Source organism: Pseudoalteromonas sp. SWXJZ94C, from assembly GCF_015864385.1.
Lineage (GTDB): Bacteria > Pseudomonadota > Gammaproteobacteria > Enterobacterales > Alteromonadaceae > Pseudoalteromonas.
The window spans coordinates 59,300-77,118 of record NZ_JADYXF010000008.1 but is presented as its reverse complement, the minus strand read 5'-3'; the positions used below and the strand labels follow the sequence as shown (position 1 = coordinate 77,118).

Annotated in this window: 15 protein-coding genes; 14 read left to right on the top strand and 1 reads right to left on the bottom strand. The window is 33.8% G+C overall.

The annotated features are described in order from the left end of the window. Positions 1–1,353 (bottom strand): DUF2254 domain-containing protein, encoded by a 1,353-nt coding sequence (locus tag I6F65_RS05110; protein ID WP_166114228.1) that lies wholly within the window; start codon positions 1,351–1,353, stop codon positions 1–3. Between the two features lie 161 nt (positions 1,354–1,514). Here I6F65_RS05110 and I6F65_RS05105 point away from each other — a divergent pair, with 161 nt between their 5' ends. From I6F65_RS05105 to I6F65_RS05040, 14 genes are all read left to right on the top strand, one after another. Next, positions 1,515–1,889, top strand: a complete 375-nt coding sequence (locus I6F65_RS05105) for an MAPEG family protein (RefSeq protein ID WP_166114231.1) — start codon at positions 1,515–1,517, stop codon at positions 1,887–1,889. Positions 1,890–1,914: 25 nt separating this feature from the next. After that, positions 1,915–2,550: a sulfotransferase gene (locus tag I6F65_RS05100; protein WP_197111807.1), complete on the top strand. Its 636-nt coding sequence runs from the start codon at positions 1,915–1,917 to the stop codon at positions 2,548–2,550. 383 nt (positions 2,551–2,933) lie between these two features. Further along, positions 2,934–3,506: a tRNA-(ms[2]io[6]A)-hydroxylase gene (locus I6F65_RS05095; protein WP_024612531.1), complete on the top strand. Its 573-nt coding sequence runs from the start codon at positions 2,934–2,936 to the stop codon at positions 3,504–3,506. A 240-nt stretch (positions 3,507–3,746) separates the two neighbouring features. Continuing rightward, a complete protein-coding gene (locus tag I6F65_RS05090) occupies positions 3,747–5,666 on the top strand; it encodes a pilus assembly protein N-terminal domain-containing protein (RefSeq protein ID WP_024612532.1) in 1,920 nt (639 codons plus the stop codon). Continuing rightward, entirely contained in the window at positions 5,663–6,340 is a 678-nt protein-coding gene (locus tag I6F65_RS05085; RefSeq protein ID WP_024612533.1) for a lipopolysaccharide assembly protein LapB, read from the top strand. The genes I6F65_RS05090 and I6F65_RS05085 overlap by 4 nt, the downstream gene beginning before the upstream one ends. A 963-nt stretch (positions 6,341–7,303) precedes the next feature. Continuing rightward, a complete protein-coding gene (locus tag I6F65_RS05080; protein WP_024612534.1) occupies positions 7,304–7,693 on the top strand; it encodes a hypothetical protein in 390 nt (129 codons plus the stop codon). A gap of 69 nt (positions 7,694–7,762) precedes the next feature. After that, entirely contained in the window at positions 7,763–8,527 is a 765-nt protein-coding gene (locus tag I6F65_RS05075; protein ID WP_024612535.1) for a hypothetical protein, read from the top strand. 6 nt (positions 8,528–8,533) lie between these two features. Further along, positions 8,534–9,832, top strand: coding sequence for a CpaF family protein (locus I6F65_RS05070; RefSeq protein WP_166109047.1), 1,299 nt, complete (start codon positions 8,534–8,536; stop codon positions 9,830–9,832). Next, positions 9,825–10,700: a type II secretion system F family protein gene (locus I6F65_RS05065; RefSeq protein WP_024612537.1), complete on the top strand. Its 876-nt coding sequence runs from the start codon at positions 9,825–9,827 to the stop codon at positions 10,698–10,700. The genes I6F65_RS05070 and I6F65_RS05065 overlap by 8 nt, the downstream gene beginning before the upstream one ends. Then, positions 10,697–11,512 carry a type II secretion system F family protein gene (locus I6F65_RS05060; RefSeq protein WP_024612538.1) on the top strand — a complete coding sequence of 272 codons (816 nt, stop codon included), beginning with the start codon at positions 10,697–10,699 and terminating at the stop codon, positions 11,510–11,512. The genes I6F65_RS05065 and I6F65_RS05060 overlap by 4 nt, the downstream gene beginning before the upstream one ends. Positions 11,513–11,521: 9 nt before the next feature. Continuing rightward, on the top strand, positions 11,522–12,688 hold the full coding sequence (locus I6F65_RS05055; protein ID WP_197111806.1) for a hypothetical protein: 1,167 nt from the start codon (positions 11,522–11,524) through the stop codon (positions 12,686–12,688). 107 nt (positions 12,689–12,795) lie between these two features. Further along, positions 12,796–15,528 carry a response regulator gene (locus tag I6F65_RS21710; protein WP_331461417.1) on the top strand — a complete coding sequence of 911 codons (2,733 nt, stop codon included), beginning with the start codon at positions 12,796–12,798 and terminating at the stop codon, positions 15,526–15,528. Positions 15,529–15,865: 337 nt separating this feature from the next. After that, positions 15,866–16,324, top strand: coding sequence for a response regulator (locus I6F65_RS05045; protein WP_166109049.1), 459 nt, complete (start codon positions 15,866–15,868; stop codon positions 16,322–16,324). A 507-nt stretch (positions 16,325–16,831) separates the two neighbouring features. Next, complete coding sequence (locus I6F65_RS05040; RefSeq protein WP_197111805.1) at positions 16,832–17,656, top strand: alpha/beta fold hydrolase; 825 nt, start codon at positions 16,832–16,834, stop codon at positions 17,654–17,656. Positions 17,657–17,819 lie beyond the last annotated feature (163 nt).

Here is a 17,819-nt window from a genome sequence, read left to right as displayed (position 1 = left end):
TTATTTTTGGTGGCGCTCAAAACGCGCTACTAACTCTTCACCTTGCTCTTGGCTAATACGGGCAATAGAGTTAAGCATATTAGTAATTTCTCGCCTGTCGTACTCATTTGTTACATGTTCATTTATGTCATCAACAATCGCATTTAAATAATTAAATAAGCTGTTTCTTGCATTGGTATCTTTATGGGCAATAAACAAAATATTTTTAAATGCCTCAAGTACGTTCGTCATTACGTATGCATCGCCTTTGGCGTAATTACGCAGCGGTGTAAAGTTGTCGTGTAGCAGTTCATCAAAGCTTGTTTCGTGCAGATAAAGCAGTGGATTGTTATCACTGTGCTTAAACGAGTAATTAATATCGTTAATTGAAAGTCGTTGAATAAGCAAAATACTTAGCATATCAATTGATTTAACTGCAGTACCAGGATCGTTTATCCCAGGGCTCATTGCTTTAACAGCAATCTCTGATATTTGTGTTAACCCATAACGATAATGATCGCTTATATACTCTTCTATATAAAAAATAAAACAGTCGAGAATTTTATTTATCAGCTCTTCATCGTTTGCTATATCTTTATTGCACTTTAAAAACGGATAGCCTTTAACCGTAAAATAACCTTGGTTAACAGATATATACACCTTTATATCTTCCCCAGCTAAAATGGCACACAGCTTATCGGTATGCACGCCTTTATAATACCCTTCGGTTTTACTGCTAATAGAGTGCCACTGGCTAAAATCAGGAAAGTCTTCAATAGGGTTATCTTGTTGCCTTTGTATTATTGTTTTAATTTCGTTTTTAGTTTGGCTAAATAAACCATTTAACACGTTGTCTACCTGAATGGCACGAGAAATTGAATGTATAAAAAATACAAATAAACCCAATGAAATCAAACCAAATATAAGTGCAAACAATACGCCGATTGATGGAATAGCGGTGCTGCCACCATCTAGTTTATTAATATTTATAAGCATAATAATAGAATAGATTATGCTACCTAAGTAAAACCCTAATACCATTTGGTGCGATTTACGCGTTATAAGCCCTGGCACAACGCGAGGTGATAAGCTGGCACTGGCTGAGTTTAAAACAACCATAACCATAGAAAAACTAAACACAGTAAGTGAAATAATACTGCCTGCTAAGGTGCTTAAAATAGTACGCGCGTTTTCGGCACTATCAACAAGCACAACAGATATGAACGACTTTAATTGCTCAATAGGCGCTAAATATTCTACCGACATAGTAACAATAGCAAATACTAAAAAACCAACTGAGAGCATTGAAGGGTAAAAGCCAATACTGTTGATCATCTCTCGATAACTGTCGGCTACTTTACGTGGTACAAACATAAAATCCTTACGTATTATTATACGGGTGTATAAACAATACCTTAGCATATTTGTACATTAAACTTATGATAATGCATGCCATATTATGTGTTATTATTATGACGCAATACATTGCTACACAATAAACACTAACAACATTAAAATAATAACAGGACAACACTGTGATAATTTCAACTTATGCAGCACTACTTGCGTTTTACTATATTTATTTAAGCTTTAACGTAATAAAACTACGCAAAGCACAACAAGTATCATTAGGTGACAACGGTGAGCCGAGCCTTCAGCGTGCAATACGAGCTCATGGCAACTTTATGGAATATGTACCGTTTGCTATTATTTTACTTTTTTTAGTTGAGTATCAAGGTCTTGCTAGTCATTATTGTCATATACTAGGTGGGATGCTATTAGTAGGACGTGTATTTCATAATTCGGGCATTGTAGAAAAAAACATGAGATTTCGCCAAATTGGCGCTGTATTAACGTTTTTAGTTATAATTATTAGTGCATTTGTAATGCTGATTACTCGTAATAGTTAATATTATTTATTGCCTGATTTAAAAGATGAAAAAAATATTTATTATAGGTTTGCCACGCACCGGCACAACCAGCGTATGCCACACTTTATTAGAGTGTGGTGTAGCTACAGCACATACCGCGTATACTAATTTTTGCTTCAATAACGCGACTGCAATTGCAGATACCCCCATTTTTAACGACTACAAAACCCTTGATTTACATTACCCTAATTCAAAGTTTATATATTTAGAGCGAGAGCTTGCAGCTTGGCTGCCTTCAATAAAGCAATTATTAACACGTATGCACACTAATTTAACGCGTGCCGATGGTGGTTTTAATATTCATATAAAACGTTGTTATTTAAATACGTTTAGTGAGTTATCGTTGAATAAAATTAATGACGATAGCTACTTAGAATCTTGCTATGAAGAGCATTTTAAGGGTGCTAAAGCACATTTTAATAATCGTGGTCACGATTTTTTATCAATTGATATAGCAAAGCCCGAAAGCTATAAAAAGTTGTGTGACTTTTTACAATTAAAATGTGATAAAACAGATTTTGAAAAAATGAATATGGGCGGCAAAGTCACCGCATGGAACGATATTAAACACCCGTTAAAAATAGAGTCTACAGCTAAAGGACGTATTGATAAATTACTCCTATATACTAGGGTCTGTTGATCTTTGCGGATTAAAACTTGTTCAAACTAGGGGCTATTTAATCGCGGCGCGAGATTTGTAACCTAGTGGGCTAAGTCAAAACCGAGCAACAAAGAGTAAATAGCCCCTAGGAAGAACCCTTTGGGCAGCGCCTGTTTGGCATTAATGCTACGTTATCGCCTATTTATGGGGAATAACCACACTGTATAGGCTCTGCCTTGCCTAAATACCAAACAGACTGCTGCAAATTTAACCTTGAAAGATCAACAGACCCTAACTAGCATAACGGGTTTAGCAATTATCATATTGTTAAATAGAGTTAATATATAAGCTAATTGGTATTGCGAGATTTTTTAAATTAAATACGTTAAAATCTCCGTATTATTATTTAAGTTGTACAGATCATGTTTGAATTAAAATACCACACCCCATTTGAATGGACCGAAGTAGTGCTTGCTGACTTTGATACTTTTTTACAAGACCACGCTGCTGCAGAAAAAAAAGCATCGGGCATGGCGATGTCTATGCTTTCTCACTACCCAGATAAGCGAAAATTGGTTATAGCAATGACCGACCTAGCTCTCGAAGAAATGATTCATTTTAAAGAAGTACTTAAAATTTTAATTGAGCGTGACGTAAATTTAGGTGACGATAAAAAAGATTCATACATTAAACAAATTCGTGGATTATTTAGAAATGGTCGCGAAGAGTTTTTAATGGATCGCTTACTTGTTGGCGGTGTAATTGAAGCTCGGGGGCACGAGCGTTTTTCGTTAGTTGCTCAAGCACTTCCCAAAGGTAAAGAAAAAGAGTTTTATATCGCGATTGCTGAGTCAGAAGAAAAACATAAAAACCTTTTTGTAGAGCTTGCCTACGAGTACTTTGACAAAGCAGATGTAGATGTACGTCTAGAAGAGCTATTAATAGCTGAAGCGAAAATTTGTAAAAGCATTCCATTTACAGCGGCTCTTCATTAAGTTTTAATCGCGCAGAGTGGTTAATAAATTACACTCTGTGCATGTTTTAAGTAAAACTTCATTTCAATCCCCTAAAACGACACCGTTTAACTCCCTTTTATTCACAAAGTATTGATTTGCATTTTGCTAATCAAAATCAAAATCGTCATTTAAATAAAGCATAACTCATTAAAAAATAAAGCTAAAAAGTTTGGGTTAATAATTGCACTTACTCCTTTAAGCAAATTGAGGGAAAGGCTTATGTTAAAATTAACTTTTATACTACTGCTACTATCATTCACTGCTATAGCCAGTGAAAGTAACTTAGATTATATAGAAAACGCAAATGGTGAGCGGGTACAAAAAGTGTCGCACTTAGTTAAATGGACGCACACTCGCTTTGTGTTTAATCGAGATATTTCGCGAATAGCACTTGGTCATGAGGCCACGCTTGATGTAAATGTGGTTAATGGACGTGAGTTGTTAATTTTAGCCAAAAAGTTGGGTCGTACATCAATGATGGTGTGGTACGACGATAAAAGCTCTGAAACATTTTTACTTGGTGTAACCGAAGACTATAGCGTACTGGAAAATGCCTTAAACGATATTCACCCTGACGTGCAACTAACCATAGCGCCTGATCGCCATGCTGTAGTATTGCGCGGTGAAGTACCAACAATTAATTATCGTCATGCTGCTTATGAAGCTGCAAAAAACTACCTTTATGCCAGTAGCTCACAAGCATCACAACCTGTTATTACCTCAAATCCTAACCAAGGTATGTTTAACTCGCTTGCACAACGATTACAAGGCTTGGGTAACTCAAATGGTAGTAGCTCTCAAAACTCGAGCAAAGTCGCAATCATTAATTTAATAAAAGTAACTCAAGCACCCAAGCCAAAAGAAGAACGTATAAGCGAAGTTATTAAATCAATGGGTGCAGATAAGGTTAAAATTAAACGTATTTCTGTTGATGAATTATCAAATGACGACAGTGACGTGTTTTTCTTATCAGGTACTGTTAAAAACCAAATAGAACTCGTGCGTTTATTAAATGTGATTAATAAATTATTTGAACCAGAATTATCAACCCAAATGCCAGGCTCTTCGCTTGATCAAAGTAGTATGATGGGCGGTTCAACTCAAAATGAAAATTCAGATATTGAAGTACTAGCAAATGAATCTGGTGGTTTATTAAATGGCGGCGGCTCAGGTGTTACTTTAAGTAATGTGAACTCAAATATTGCACGTGCAACATTACTCTCAGTTGCTGGCGGTAAAGTATTGTCGAGCATTGAAGTAGAAGATTTACCGCAAATCCGAGTGTCAGTTCAATTATACGAAGTTAACCAACGTCGATTAAAGCAATGGCGTCCTGATATTAGTGTGCTTTCTAATGGCTATCAACAGCAAGAAGGGTTATTTGGTCTAGATGGAATGACTAATCGTGAGTCGGGTTCGTCAACGATTGAAAATGCATTGCAATTAATTGGTGGGCAACTAACTAATAATTTACAACTTTCGACTTCTCAATTTGCTATTGATATGCTGTTTTCTTTATTAGAACAAGAAGGTATTTCAAGAGTGCTTTCTAGACCCACTATTACTGTACTTGCAGGTGAGAGTGCGGTGTTTAAAGTAGGAGGGGAAGTACCCGTTCCAACCACATATAGTCCATCTGGTATCACTAGCGGACAGCAAGGTAATAGTGGGTCTGTATTTAGTGGTACTGAGTTTAAATCTTTTGGTGTTGAATTAAACGTACGTGCAATGGTTGATGATAAGGACCGAATAACACTTGATTTAAATCCTGTAATTTCAATGCCCGATACCACCTTAACAGCAGAAATAGCACAAAGCACAGGAAGTAGTTTAAATAGCAGCGCTTTTAATACGCGCAGCATGCAAACATCTACTCGGTTAAGAGATGGTCAACCTTTAATTATTGCAGGGCTAATAAGCGCTGATAGCAACTCAAGCCATGATTTTGTACCTAATGGTAGCGGCGAAAGCATGTTAGGGAAATTAAGCGAAACAACGAGTAAAAGTGAAAATAACCGTGAACTTATTATTGTAGTGACCCCTAATTTGGTGCGAGAACCAGTAAATACATTACGTTCATGGGAACCTGCTGATTTAGACTCTCAATTACTTAGTTTCATACAGGAGCAAGGACTATGAAAATATTTTACGTTATTTTACTACTTACTTTATCTGGTTGTGCTCACATTGACTATAAGCCAAGTGTTAATCCATATAGTGCTTTGGGTGATTTAGTTAATAAATATCAGTTAAATACACAGCAATTAAAGTGCGAAGGTATAAACGCAAGTAACTGTCTAACATTAGTGCATGAACTAAATCAGTTAATGCTAGAGCATCCAGGTAACACGGCTATATTGTCGATTGCAGCTTATTCATTTTATAAAAGTGGTAGAGCAAACCAAGCGCAACAAGTTATAAATACATTACTTAATAAACCTAATCCTCCATTAAATGCAATTACACTTGGTATAAGCTTGGCGATTGAGCAAGGGAATTTAGCAAAAGCTAAAAGTATTGCTCAATATGGAATTGATGTATTTGGAACTCAGTCATCACCTTACTTACAAATGGCGTCAATTCATTATGCTCAAGGTAGTTATGTTATTGCTTCTAATTATTTAGAGCTTGCCGCTAAGTTTGGATTAAAAAATACGATTTATTTTTACCATAAAGGATTAATAGAAGAAGGAAATGCTAATAACTTACTTGCATGTAACTATTATGAGCAAGTGTTATCTGTTGAGCCAGAGCATAAAAAAGCGCTTGCTAGGCGAGGAAAGCTTTCTATTTTAGGAAATTGTTATTCTTAAGGCCGAAAGGCCTTTTTTTACTCAAATTTTAAACAATCATTTATTCGCCTTAACGTAACTTTAATTTGTATTTTCTATAGTTAACTTTTCAAAGTATTAATCATGCAAGGTAGATTTACTAAAATTATGATATTTTAATAAATAACCCCATGCTTTATCACCCTTAAATTATGATCTCCCCTTATTTCTTCATTCTTTGTTTAAAACTGCGACAACAAGAAAGTACCTCAATAGTAACTGCTCTCTTTTATTCTCGAATTTATTTAATAGCGTTCGTAGCTTCACCTAATTTGAAAGCCCATAAGGTAGATTTGCGATAATTAAGCGAGATTCAATTTACATAAAATTTGTGGTTTTATATTTAGTTTTCAAATCATTCAGCCCTCATGAAGTGTGGTTATTAATATAAATAGGAAATAGTTCGTATGAATACCAAGCATGCGTTGTATTTGAACCATTGTTTTATCTATTTATACCCATTGATGTAAGAACGTAGGATAACGCAGAGGAGGTCAGTGAGATCGCTAGAACAAATACTAACATTTAAAGTTGAACACGCCCTTATACCACTATAAATATCGAGGAAAGCTTCTATGTACTATATTCAAAGCATACCACTGACTATGTTAATGCAAAGGAGTGTATGCATCGTTATGTTATATAAAAAGCTAAATACAAATATTCTGTCATAAATTTAATCTTAAAATGGGTAATCTTGAATTAAATTATACTTAATCATTACTCTAGTATTTTCAACAACGTAAATACGCATAATTAACATTCTTTGTTTAGAGTTTAGAGTTGAAATTTTGATTTGCATTTTGCAAATCAAAATAACCTGTATTTAAATGCAATCAGACCAAGTTAATTTAAGTTATTGTATTTATGAGGAATTATTGTTTGGCACAGTCTTCGCATTATATAAAGTGAGCATAAGCTCTTCTAATATTAAAGGTGAAGATGATGAAAACAACTAAACATAACTTAAACAGCAAAAAGCAAAAAGGTTTTGTACTTACTTCAGAGCTAATCATTCTTTCTACTTCTATGGTAGCTGCGCTTGTAATTGGTTTATCAACATTACGTGACTCAGTAACAAGTGAACTTGAAGATGTAGCTGAAGCAATTGGTTCACTTGACCAAAGCTACGTATTTGACGGAATGATTAATGCCGAAGGTACAGCTGAAGTATCTGGTTCAGGTTTTGTAGACTCTGTTGATGTGTATGCTGGCGATGAAAGCTCATTCACCTTTGTTACATCTGACTTTAGTGAAAATGCTGCGCTTATTAGTGCAACTCCAAGTGGTGATGCAGCAACTCGTACAGCAGCAGGCGGCTCACAAGGTAACTAATATTGAATATCAGGCTTAAGGCTCACTGCCACAAACGTGTGGCAGTGAAAGTTTGTCAGGAGGAACACCATGAAAAGTAAAAGTAACAAAGGCGCAACTACAGCGGCTCTCACATTACTCATCACTTCTGGCATGCTAGCTTCTGCTTTGGGTATTAGACAAGTAAATGATGAAAACAACATAACAGCTTGGGTCGTTAATAAAAACATGTCGGTTGGACAAACAATAACTGTGCATGATGTTGCGCAAAAAAGTATTGACCCAAGTAGCTATCCAAATATGTCACTGAGTATACAAAACCCTCGGGCAATGATTGGTCAAAAATTAGCAACTAATAAAATGTTAGAACAACCGCTATTTAACACCGATTTTATACGTGCTAAAAGCCAGAATTTATCAGAAGCAATACCAGCAGGTCGCGTTTTATACACTTTAAAGTTAAACAGTTTAGATATTCCGCTATCTCGTGTTCACAAAGGGGACCGTTTAGACATAGTCGCTAAAACAAATCGTTTAGTTAAAACGGTTGCTCATAATGTACAGCTAATTGGTGTATCGAAAGACGCTAAATCAAAAGCTGGTAAGGGTGGAGTTATGGATAACCTATCAAAAGAGTCATCATCTAACGGTAGCGTATCACTTGTTTTGGCTGTTTTACCAAAAGATGTGTATTCGTTAGCTGGTATAAACTCTGATGACAAAGTATCAATAATAGTACATAGCGCTTATGACATTGAACAAGGTCGTTTGCAAAATTTCTCTCGCTTACAAACCAGCCGTACAATTGAGGTGGTTAAGGGCGTTAAAAACGAAGCTGTTTATGTAGCTAAGTGAGTCATTATGTTTAACTTATCAAGCAAGCGTGAAGAAGTTCAAACAAATATAAGCACCTTCGAAGAGCTTAAAAAGCTACTGCACGATGCCGTAATTGAAGAATATGAGCATGATCCCTCCGCTCTTTTATCAGACAATGTCATTGAAAAAATCTCGGTTTTATGTACCGAAATCCCCCAATTTGAACAGCTTTCATTCAATCAACATCAGCAAGATCAAGTTGTACAAGCCGTGTATGACGAAATTCAAGGCTTAGGACCTATTGCGCAATTTATGCTTGATGACCAGGTTAGCGATATTCTAATAAATGACACGCAAAGTATCTGGATTGATAAACAAGGTAAATTGTTGTGTACAGCAAGTAAATTTGATGATGAGCGCCATTTACGTCGCTTTGTTGACCGTTTACTTGATGGTTGTGGACGCCAAGTAAATGCACTCATGCCTATTGTTGACGGAAAACTAAAAGACGGCAGTCGCGTACATATAGTTGTTCCACCTGCCTGTACGAGTGCTGCAATAGTATCTATTAGAAAATTTAATCATAAAAAAATAAATGAAGATTTTTTGATAACTAATAATTTTCTAAGTAAAAATATTTTATCATTTTTACAAAGCGCCGTTAAAACAGGCGTTAATATTTTAGTATGTGGTAACGCTGGAGCGGGTAAAACATCATTGCTAAACGTACTCGCAAATTCAATTAATTCAAACGAACGAGTTGTGACAATTGAAGAAAGTGCAGAGCTTAATTTACATCATAATCATGTTGTACAACTAGAAGCACACGATACTAACAGCGATGGTAAAGGAGCTGTAAATCTAAGAGATCTGGTTAAGGCCGCACTAAGAATGCGCGCAGATAGAATACTAGTAGGTGAAGTACGCTCAGGTGAAGTAATCGATATGCTACAAGCAATGAATTGTGGTCATCAAGGCTCTATGACAACCATACATGCTAACAGCGCTGTTGATGCAGTTACCCGTTTATCGACATTGGTTCAGCTACATAATGCACAACTTAGTGATACCCATACAAGTTCACTTATAGCATCAACTATACAGCTCATTGTTCATGTTTCTCGTTCTACCGATGGAAAGCGCACACTAAAAAGTATTGGTGAAATTAAGCGAGTTAATGGCGGTGCACTTTTTAGTCCTTTGTATAGTATTAATAATTCAGAACCAGTCGATGCACAATTGATTGATAACTCTACTGTTATTGAGTTCATGAAAACCCAAGGTGCAAACTCAGAAAAGTTAAAAGCATTGTTGCTAACAAAAACGGAGGCTAACAATGACTAAACTTGATTATTTATTAGCAATTGCCACCGTAATCACTTTTACACTTGCTGCGAGCGTATTTATTACTTTATACGTAAAAAAAAATGCTAGTTTAAACATAAAAAAAATCGATATTTTAGAAGAAAAAGACGTACTAACGCTTTCATTAAGAGTTCTAGGATTAAACATAAGTAATGCCTGGTTTATTAGCATGGCATTTTCTTTATCGAGTAGCTCATGGTTCATTGCCAAGCTTTATTATCCTCAAGCATCAACAAGTGCATTTATAGTTTCGATAGTTGTTTTTATTACATGTTTTATTACGGTAATAGATATTGCACATTATAAATTAGCAAAATTTGAATATCAGTTTTTAGAATATATAGAAACTATACAGTCGTGTTTAAGCACCGGGTTATCTTTGCAGCAATCAATGAAATTTGCAGATGAACATGCAGACCGCTATATAAAAAAACAGAGTACTTTATTATTACAACGTATGAGTATGGGCAGTGATGCCGAGACATCATTTACACCGTTAATAGAGAGATATAACTGTGAAACAGTTAGATTATTTGCACATAGTGTAATTACGCATACCCAAAGCCAATGCGACTTAACAGATATGCTAAAAAGTGTATGTAAAATGATGGCTTTAAGAACTCTAGAACGACAACAGCTTGAAGCAAAATTGTCTGGTACTAAGTATGCCGCCGTGTTTAGCGGTGTACTACCATACGCACTTATCCCTTTATTTAGTTACACAGATCCAACTTGGTTCGATCCTTTATTAAATGACCCTAACGGTATTGCATTTATAACCGTTGCTTTAATTTGTCAGCTATTTGGTTTTTTATGGTTAAGACTTAGTTTAAGGGTAACACTATGATTGATATATTTTTACTTGTTGGACTTTTAGTAAGTATGGGTTCGTTTATACATATTCAAAGACAATCTTTAAAAGTTGAGCTTGAGCAACCTGGTACAAAAAATATTAATTGGTACCCATTAATAGTTATATCAAAACGCCAATTAAGACAGGCTGGTATTCAGATTAACAAAATTGTTCTAAGCCTATATTGTTTTAAAGTTGCAGCCACTTTTTGTGCTTTTACAGCTATAGAGTTATCAGGCTATGACGTAAGCCGAACATTAACATTATTACTTTGTTTTATTAGTTTTTTCGCACCTGAGTTTTGGTTTTTTGTACGCAAAAATCAACGTAAAACCATCATAAATAATAGCTTAGAGTTTTTTTTACGCGTGTTACTGGTTTATATGCGTGCTGGGTTTTCGTTAGAACGTTCATTTGCTCTGGCGGTTGATCATGGGCTAAGTCAAAAACACCCATTATATAAAGAGCTAAAGTTATTTTTATTCGAACTAAGTGCAGGTAAAGATCGAGAGTTTGCATTTACTTCTCTTTATGAAAGAACGGGTGTAATTGGTATAAAAAAACTAGCTAACTTAATGTTAATTGGATCTAAATTAGGCACTCCTCTAATTCAAGCTGTAGAAGCTCAGTTAGAAAGCTTAGCGTTAAAAAAGAATATTTTATTAGCTAAAAAAGTAAATAAAAAAGCCATGCACACAACCTTTCCAATCATATTAATTTGTTTTCCGATGTTTTTGGTTTTAGTGTTTTTTCCCGCAGCATTGCAAGTGATGAATGTACTTAAAATGCTTGTAGAAGTTTTATAGGAGCGTCTAATGAAAAAATATTATCAACAAGGTTTCATTCTCACAATTGAGCTTATTCTAATAATTACAATATTAATCATCGGCTCTATCGGCGGTGTTATTTTAGTTAGAGATGCACTTATTAAACGCCACCAAGTTAAAGTAGATAATCAGATTACCGTAGTCGATGCAAACAATAAAAGGCTAGGTATTGCTATCGGTTTTGATGAACACCAAGCACCACTCGTTTTTTATACTGACCGTGAAGCAAATAACACATACCGCGCATTAATTGGAATACGGGACGACCGTTTTACCTCACGTGAAGCCGTATATTATGATGCCCCAAATTGCCAAGGTAATCCATGTTTAAAAGGATTAAGTGACGAAGCAACAGACAGTCAAGGCGTTAGTAAGCTAAATAATACCGGTAATGTAAGTTATATAAATGCTCTACAACAGGGACCTAATTACGCAATAGGGCAGTTGGGTAACTCAGTAATAGGACAGCTATTAAAAAGCACAGCGCAAGCATGCCCAGCAAGTGGAGATGAAATTGTATCGCGCTATATGTCGCAAAAAGTAGTTACCGGATCACCATGTGAAAGTTTTGCTATAGACAAACAGCTTGCCGATAGTAGTTGTTTCGTTGGCGCTACCGCATTAGGAAATCCATTATTGGGCACAAGTGATGAGTCACTTTCCCAATCATGTGATAGTTGCCAGACAGGGTATGAACCACAAGGCGACATACTTGATTTATATTTACCAAGTGTAGAGCCATTACTAAATACAGCGCTTAATGCATTATCACTTGTGGGAGTTGGTACTAATGTTGATATAGATCTTGGCACTATTTGCTGCCCCGAAGGTACAAATCTAGAAGAGGATGAAAATATAGTAGAAACACTGGTTTTTACTATTTTAAAAACAACATTTGAATTAGCAGGAATCGACTTAGCAAATAATATAGTTATTACAGAAACATTAAGTTTGATAGGTATAGAACCAGGTGTTACGTACTGCACAACAACACTAAATTTAGTTTCTGCACAGCAAGTAATTAATATAGCCACTAACGAACCGGCATTGAATAACTTAACACCTCCATTTAGCGTTTTATTGCCAACTCATCGCGGTCAAAACAGCACTACTTGGATACATACCCCACCTACCGGGGAAGGAGCACGTCAATGAACGCCTCAAATATAGTTGAAAACCAAGCTTACTTTCCTGATGAGCAAGCTAAAGAAACCGCTAAAGATATAAAAGAAACACTCACATTACTAAAGCAATTTTACGACGTGCCTATTGTTAAGTTTACTGATTTTAGTAACCAGTTGTCTGAAAAAATTATTACTTGTGACGACTCAATTGTTATTGAGAACGAACTAACCCAATATCAACAGCGTTGTACTGAAGAAAAACTTTATTTATACGAAGATACATTTTTTGATGGTGTATTTAATAATGACAATAATAGAATCCGTTTTTATGCTCAGTTCCCAATATATAGCAATAATAATACTTTAATGGGTTTATTAATAATCGCCAGTTTAGCGCCAAAAAGCTTAGCTGGTTCTCAAAAAGACCAATTTATTTCCTTTGCTCAGTTACTGCAAACACAGATTAATAAAAGTGCCAAGCCAAGCCAAGAGACTCAATCGTCAAAGCAAAACAGTAGCAAACGTAAAAATTATATTCATATTTTTAGTTTGGCACCTGTGTCGTTTTTAATTGCATTAGTTTTATGTGCGTTTACAGCTGTACTGCTTTATAGCCTTGAGAAAAAAGAATTACAAAATGAATATAATCAACAAACCCAGCAATTACGAGAGACCTTATTCAATGCGTTAGAGCGCTTTGATAACCAAGGGTTATACATATCTCAAAAAGATTTAATAGTTGCTGGTTTTTTACAAAGTCAGAGCAGCTACACAAAAGAGCAACTTAATAACTTAGTGCAATCACAAGCAGTTGGGAATCTAACATATAAAGGGTACGTTGTTTTTGACTCTGAGTATAACCAACTTGCCTTTTGGTCAAAAAACAACTTCAATCTAGCTGCTTATGGATTTAAAAATTGGTTAAGTAAATTCAATAATAGATCAAATAAAAACACAGTTGAAGTTTTTACTGTTGCAGATACAGCGTTTTTAGTGTCAGAAATAAAAATAAATGATAGATCAATTTATACTATAACTGCATTTGATTTAAGTAAGTTTTTAAAATCTATAATCGGTAAATTAAATACACAAAATTACGATATTTATATTTCTACACCACAGTTTACTTTAGGTAAACAAGGTGAGGTTAGCCCTCGTGTTATTACCCATAGTATAAGCGCATTGAGTAATCGTTTTCCGCCAACATGGCGATTACATGTTCAACCAATTAAAAAAATCACACCCCCAATTACTACAAAATATAGTTTATTTAGACTTGGATTTATTACATTTTTAGTATTTATTTCAGTATATTATTTTTTACGATTACCAAGGCGTTTACATGATGAGCTTAAACAAAAGAACCAATTAATACTTAATCGAGAAAAGTTGTTTTCAAGTTCTATTAATGCATTACCTCATGGTTTTGCCATTTTTAATAGTAATGAACAACCTGTTATTACAAATGATGCATTTAACCAATTATTTTCAAAAATACACAAGCAGAACAATCAATTATCTTATACACAGTTAATAAGTATCGCTCAACAACATAATATTATTAACCATTATCATGAGCATAATAAATTAGATAATGAACATAACCAACTAATAGACATTGGATTTACTGATGGGAAATGGATTACTGTACTTCAAAGACATACTAATTTTGGGGGCTTCGTATGCTATTTTCGTGATGATACAGAAGCACATCAAAAAGAGACTTTACTTGCTGATGTACTTAAAAAGTCGAAAGAATCTAATCAGTTAAAAGAAAAATTTGTAACTAGATTAAGCCAGCAATTAAAGGCTCCACTTACATCTCTGAAATCAATAATAGAGGTTTCAAAAAAGCCTATGAGTTCAGCTGATTTATCTAAGTATATAAGTAATATATCAATAGTAAGTGAACAATTAGAGTGTGTTATACAACAACTTATTAATATTAATAAATCAAAAAAAGGGAAATTAAAACTAAAAGTAAAACCGATTAATTTAAATAAAATACTAAATAATATATCAACAATTTTAAATAAAGAGGTAATAAATAAAAATGTATTAATTAATAACAATATTAATGATGATATTTCTATAATTAGTGATGAAAAATTAATATCACAATTGATTCTTCAGCTTTCATCAGAGTTTATAGGAAACTCTTATAAATCAAAACTTACTATAAATACGGAAGTTACCAAGCAAGATAAAAAAGACTTTTTAAATATACATTTTTCAATAGATAACTTAGCAAACAGTAATGATTTTTACGAACAGTTAAGAGAAGTTGTGACTAACGACACATTAAATAGTAATGATGACATTGATAGCTCATTAGAGATTAAGTTTTTTATATCGGTATTTAAAATGTTAGGTGGGCAAAAATTAGATATTAATGAACGTAATAAAACGACAACAATATCACTTTGCTTATTGATTAGTGTAACTAAACAACCGCTGTTAGAAGCGCTTAGTCCTATTGTTAGTGATGAAATTCCCGTAAAGCAAAATGTTGAAACAGCAAAAACGTTACTGTTAGTTGATGACGAACCGTTAGTTGAAATTGTTATTAAAGCCATGCTTAAAAATGAAAATATAATTATAGATTATGCATGTAACGCAATTGAGGCGATGTTGTTTGTTTCCCAGAATAACTACGACATAATTTTAATGGATATTGTTATGCCAGAGTTATCCGGAACAGATGCAATGTTAAAGATAAAAAAACATGTAGATTCAGGAACAAAAATAATAGCGCATACATCAAATTTAGATACAGATTCTAAATATGTAAAACTTGGGTTCGACGATACACTATTAAAACCAGTTAAACAGGCTGTATTAATAGAGAAAATAGGGCGCTTTTTACAATAAAAATGTGGCTAAAATAGTGAACAATTCAATACTATTCTTAAAATAATTCGCTTTTTGCTTTGCATTTTGCGAATTAAATAAATGAAAACAGAATGAAATTGATATCGTATTGATATTTAATGATAAATAATTGGTCTTATAATTGCTCTTGTACTATAAGAAGTAAATAACTAATACTTTAGTTAGGTAGCTTTTATTAAATGAAATGGCATTAATTTTTATTTAATAAAACACCTCAACTAATTTTATCTAAACATCTGGAGTAATTACTATCTCAGCTATCAAGCAATCAAAAAGTATAATTAAAAATTCGCCTGTGCTAGTTAATCCTGTATGCATGTCATCAGAAAAAAACGTTATAGACATAGCAAAATCAAAATCAATTGAAATCAGCTCTTTAAACGTAGTATCAATAAAGTTGAAACAAAAAAAATCTAACCACATACTTTTAGTTGATGACGATCCACTTGTTGAAGTTGTAATAAAAGCGATGCTAGAAGAAGAAAAGTTCACAATTGACTATGCATCCAGTGGCATAGAAGCGCTTATTATGGTCTCTCAAAATGACTACAACATTATTTTAATGGATATAGTTATGCCAGAGCTTTGTGGAATTGAAGCAATGAAAAAAATAAAAACTCATACAGAAAACACAGCGATAAAAATTGTTGCACATACATTGAATGAAAGTGCGAAAAATGATGTTGAATATAAACAACTAGGTTTTGATGGATTTATTTTAAAGCCTGCAAATAAAAATGTTTTAATTGAAAATATAAAATATTTATTAGAGTGATTAGCACCGTAAAGTAGGGTGGTTGTAACCCTTAAATATAATATATTAAAACTATAAAACACTAAGCTAGAGCTTAGTGTTTTATTTTTGACTTATAGTTAGCTCTAAATGTTTTAAATGACCATACCAACCTCCGAACCTAGCTTAGTCGTTATTATTAAAAAATAACTAATATAATATCCAACCCATATTTAAATTATTCCATAAACTTTTAAAGCGAAAAATTGAAATAATAATTAGCTGTTATTTTGTAATTATTTCAAAGATAAAGATCTTTTTTCACACTTTGTTATAGCTAATTGATGGAACTGTCTATTTTTTTCAAACTAAAATGATTTACTTATATTTTATTTTTCCTTAGAACCCTTATATAGCAAGGCTTAAAAGGTTTAAGTATTCTGATAACTAGAAAACATACTTTGTATTAGTGTTGGGATGATTTTTGCTGTACTAAATAACATTCCGTTTTATATCATTAATTCTATTTGAAATTAACGAGGCATTAGTATGAACAAAACACAGTACGTAACAGTTGAAGATCATCAGATTGCTTACCAAGATTCGGGTGAAGGCACGCCTTTATTATTGATACATGGTATACCTACAAACAAATTATTATGGCGAAATATAACACCAAAGCTTTCATCAAAACATTGTGTAATTGCTCCTGATTTACTAAATTTTGGCGAATCAGATATGCCAGACAATACTGATGTATCTATAAATGCTCAATGTAGAATAATGTGTAAGTTTTTAGATGCACTTGGTATTTCAAAAGCTAACATTGCAGCACACGATATTGGTGGTGGTGTTGCCCAATTAATGGCTGTAAATTACCCTGAAAAAGTAAACGGACTAATTTTAATTGACAGTGTATGTTTTGATTCATGGCCTATACCAGAATTTGAACCTTTACTAGAACCAGGTGTAGAAGAAAAAACGAGTGTGAAAGAGTTTGTTGATACGTTAAGAGATTTCATGCCTAAAGGCGTATTTGACTCAAACGTAATGACAGAAGAATTAATGAAAATGTATTTAACACCATGGAGTAACGAGAAAGGAAAAGCTGCATTATTTAATAATATGCGCAGACTTAATAAGGAATATACCGAAGCTATTACCGGCGACCTTAAAAGCTTACCTCATGAAACACTCATAATATGGGGTAAAGAAGATCAGTTTCAAAAGCCAAAGTATGCTCCAATGTTAGAAGAAGCAATTCCAAATTCATCACTGATCTGGTTAGACAAAGCAGCTCATTGGGTTGTTGATGAGCAACCTGAAAAAGTAGCTGAGCTTATTAGTGAGTTCATGAGTGATAAAACATTCTAGCGTTTGATACTGTAATTAAAATATAATTAATTCAGTAGCTTAAGTTCGCTAGGGTAATGATTACTAGCTAATTATTATTTATACCGTTTGGTCATATTAATAACTAAGCGGTATATTTAAACGGTATTTAAATATTAAAACAGTAATATAGTATAAAACAGCG

What these genes read in the sequence shown, in the direction of transcription:
- I6F65_RS05110 (WP_166114228.1), bottom strand. Translation starts at nt 1,353, where the DNA reads ATGTTTGTACCACGTAAAGTAGCCGACAGTTATCGAGAGATGATCAAC.
- I6F65_RS05100 (WP_197111807.1), top strand. Translation starts at nt 1,915, where the DNA reads ATGAAAAAAATATTTATTATAGGTTTGCCACGCACCGGCACAACCAGC.
- I6F65_RS05095 (WP_024612531.1), top strand. Translation starts at nt 2,934, where the DNA reads ATGTTTGAATTAAAATACCACACCCCATTTGAATGGACCGAAGTAGTG.
- I6F65_RS05090 (WP_024612532.1), top strand. Translation starts at nt 3,747, where the DNA reads ATGTTAAAATTAACTTTTATACTACTGCTACTATCATTCACTGCTATA.
- I6F65_RS05085 (WP_024612533.1), top strand. Translation starts at nt 5,663, where the DNA reads ATGAAAATATTTTACGTTATTTTACTACTTACTTTATCTGGTTGTGCT.
- I6F65_RS05080 (WP_024612534.1), top strand. Translation starts at nt 7,304, where the DNA reads ATGAAAACAACTAAACATAACTTAAACAGCAAAAAGCAAAAAGGTTTT.
- I6F65_RS05075 (WP_024612535.1), top strand. Translation starts at nt 7,763, where the DNA reads ATGAAAAGTAAAAGTAACAAAGGCGCAACTACAGCGGCTCTCACATTA.
- I6F65_RS05070 (WP_166109047.1), top strand. Translation starts at nt 8,534, where the DNA reads ATGTTTAACTTATCAAGCAAGCGTGAAGAAGTTCAAACAAATATAAGC.
- I6F65_RS05065 (WP_024612537.1), top strand. Translation starts at nt 9,825, where the DNA reads ATGACTAAACTTGATTATTTATTAGCAATTGCCACCGTAATCACTTTT.
- I6F65_RS05060 (WP_024612538.1), top strand. Translation starts at nt 10,697, where the DNA reads ATGATTGATATATTTTTACTTGTTGGACTTTTAGTAAGTATGGGTTCG.
- I6F65_RS05055 (WP_197111806.1), top strand. Translation starts at nt 11,522, where the DNA reads ATGAAAAAATATTATCAACAAGGTTTCATTCTCACAATTGAGCTTATT.
- I6F65_RS05045 (WP_166109049.1), top strand. Translation starts at nt 15,866, where the DNA reads ATGTCATCAGAAAAAAACGTTATAGACATAGCAAAATCAAAATCAATT.
- I6F65_RS05040 (WP_197111805.1), top strand. Translation starts at nt 16,832, where the DNA reads ATGAACAAAACACAGTACGTAACAGTTGAAGATCATCAGATTGCTTAC.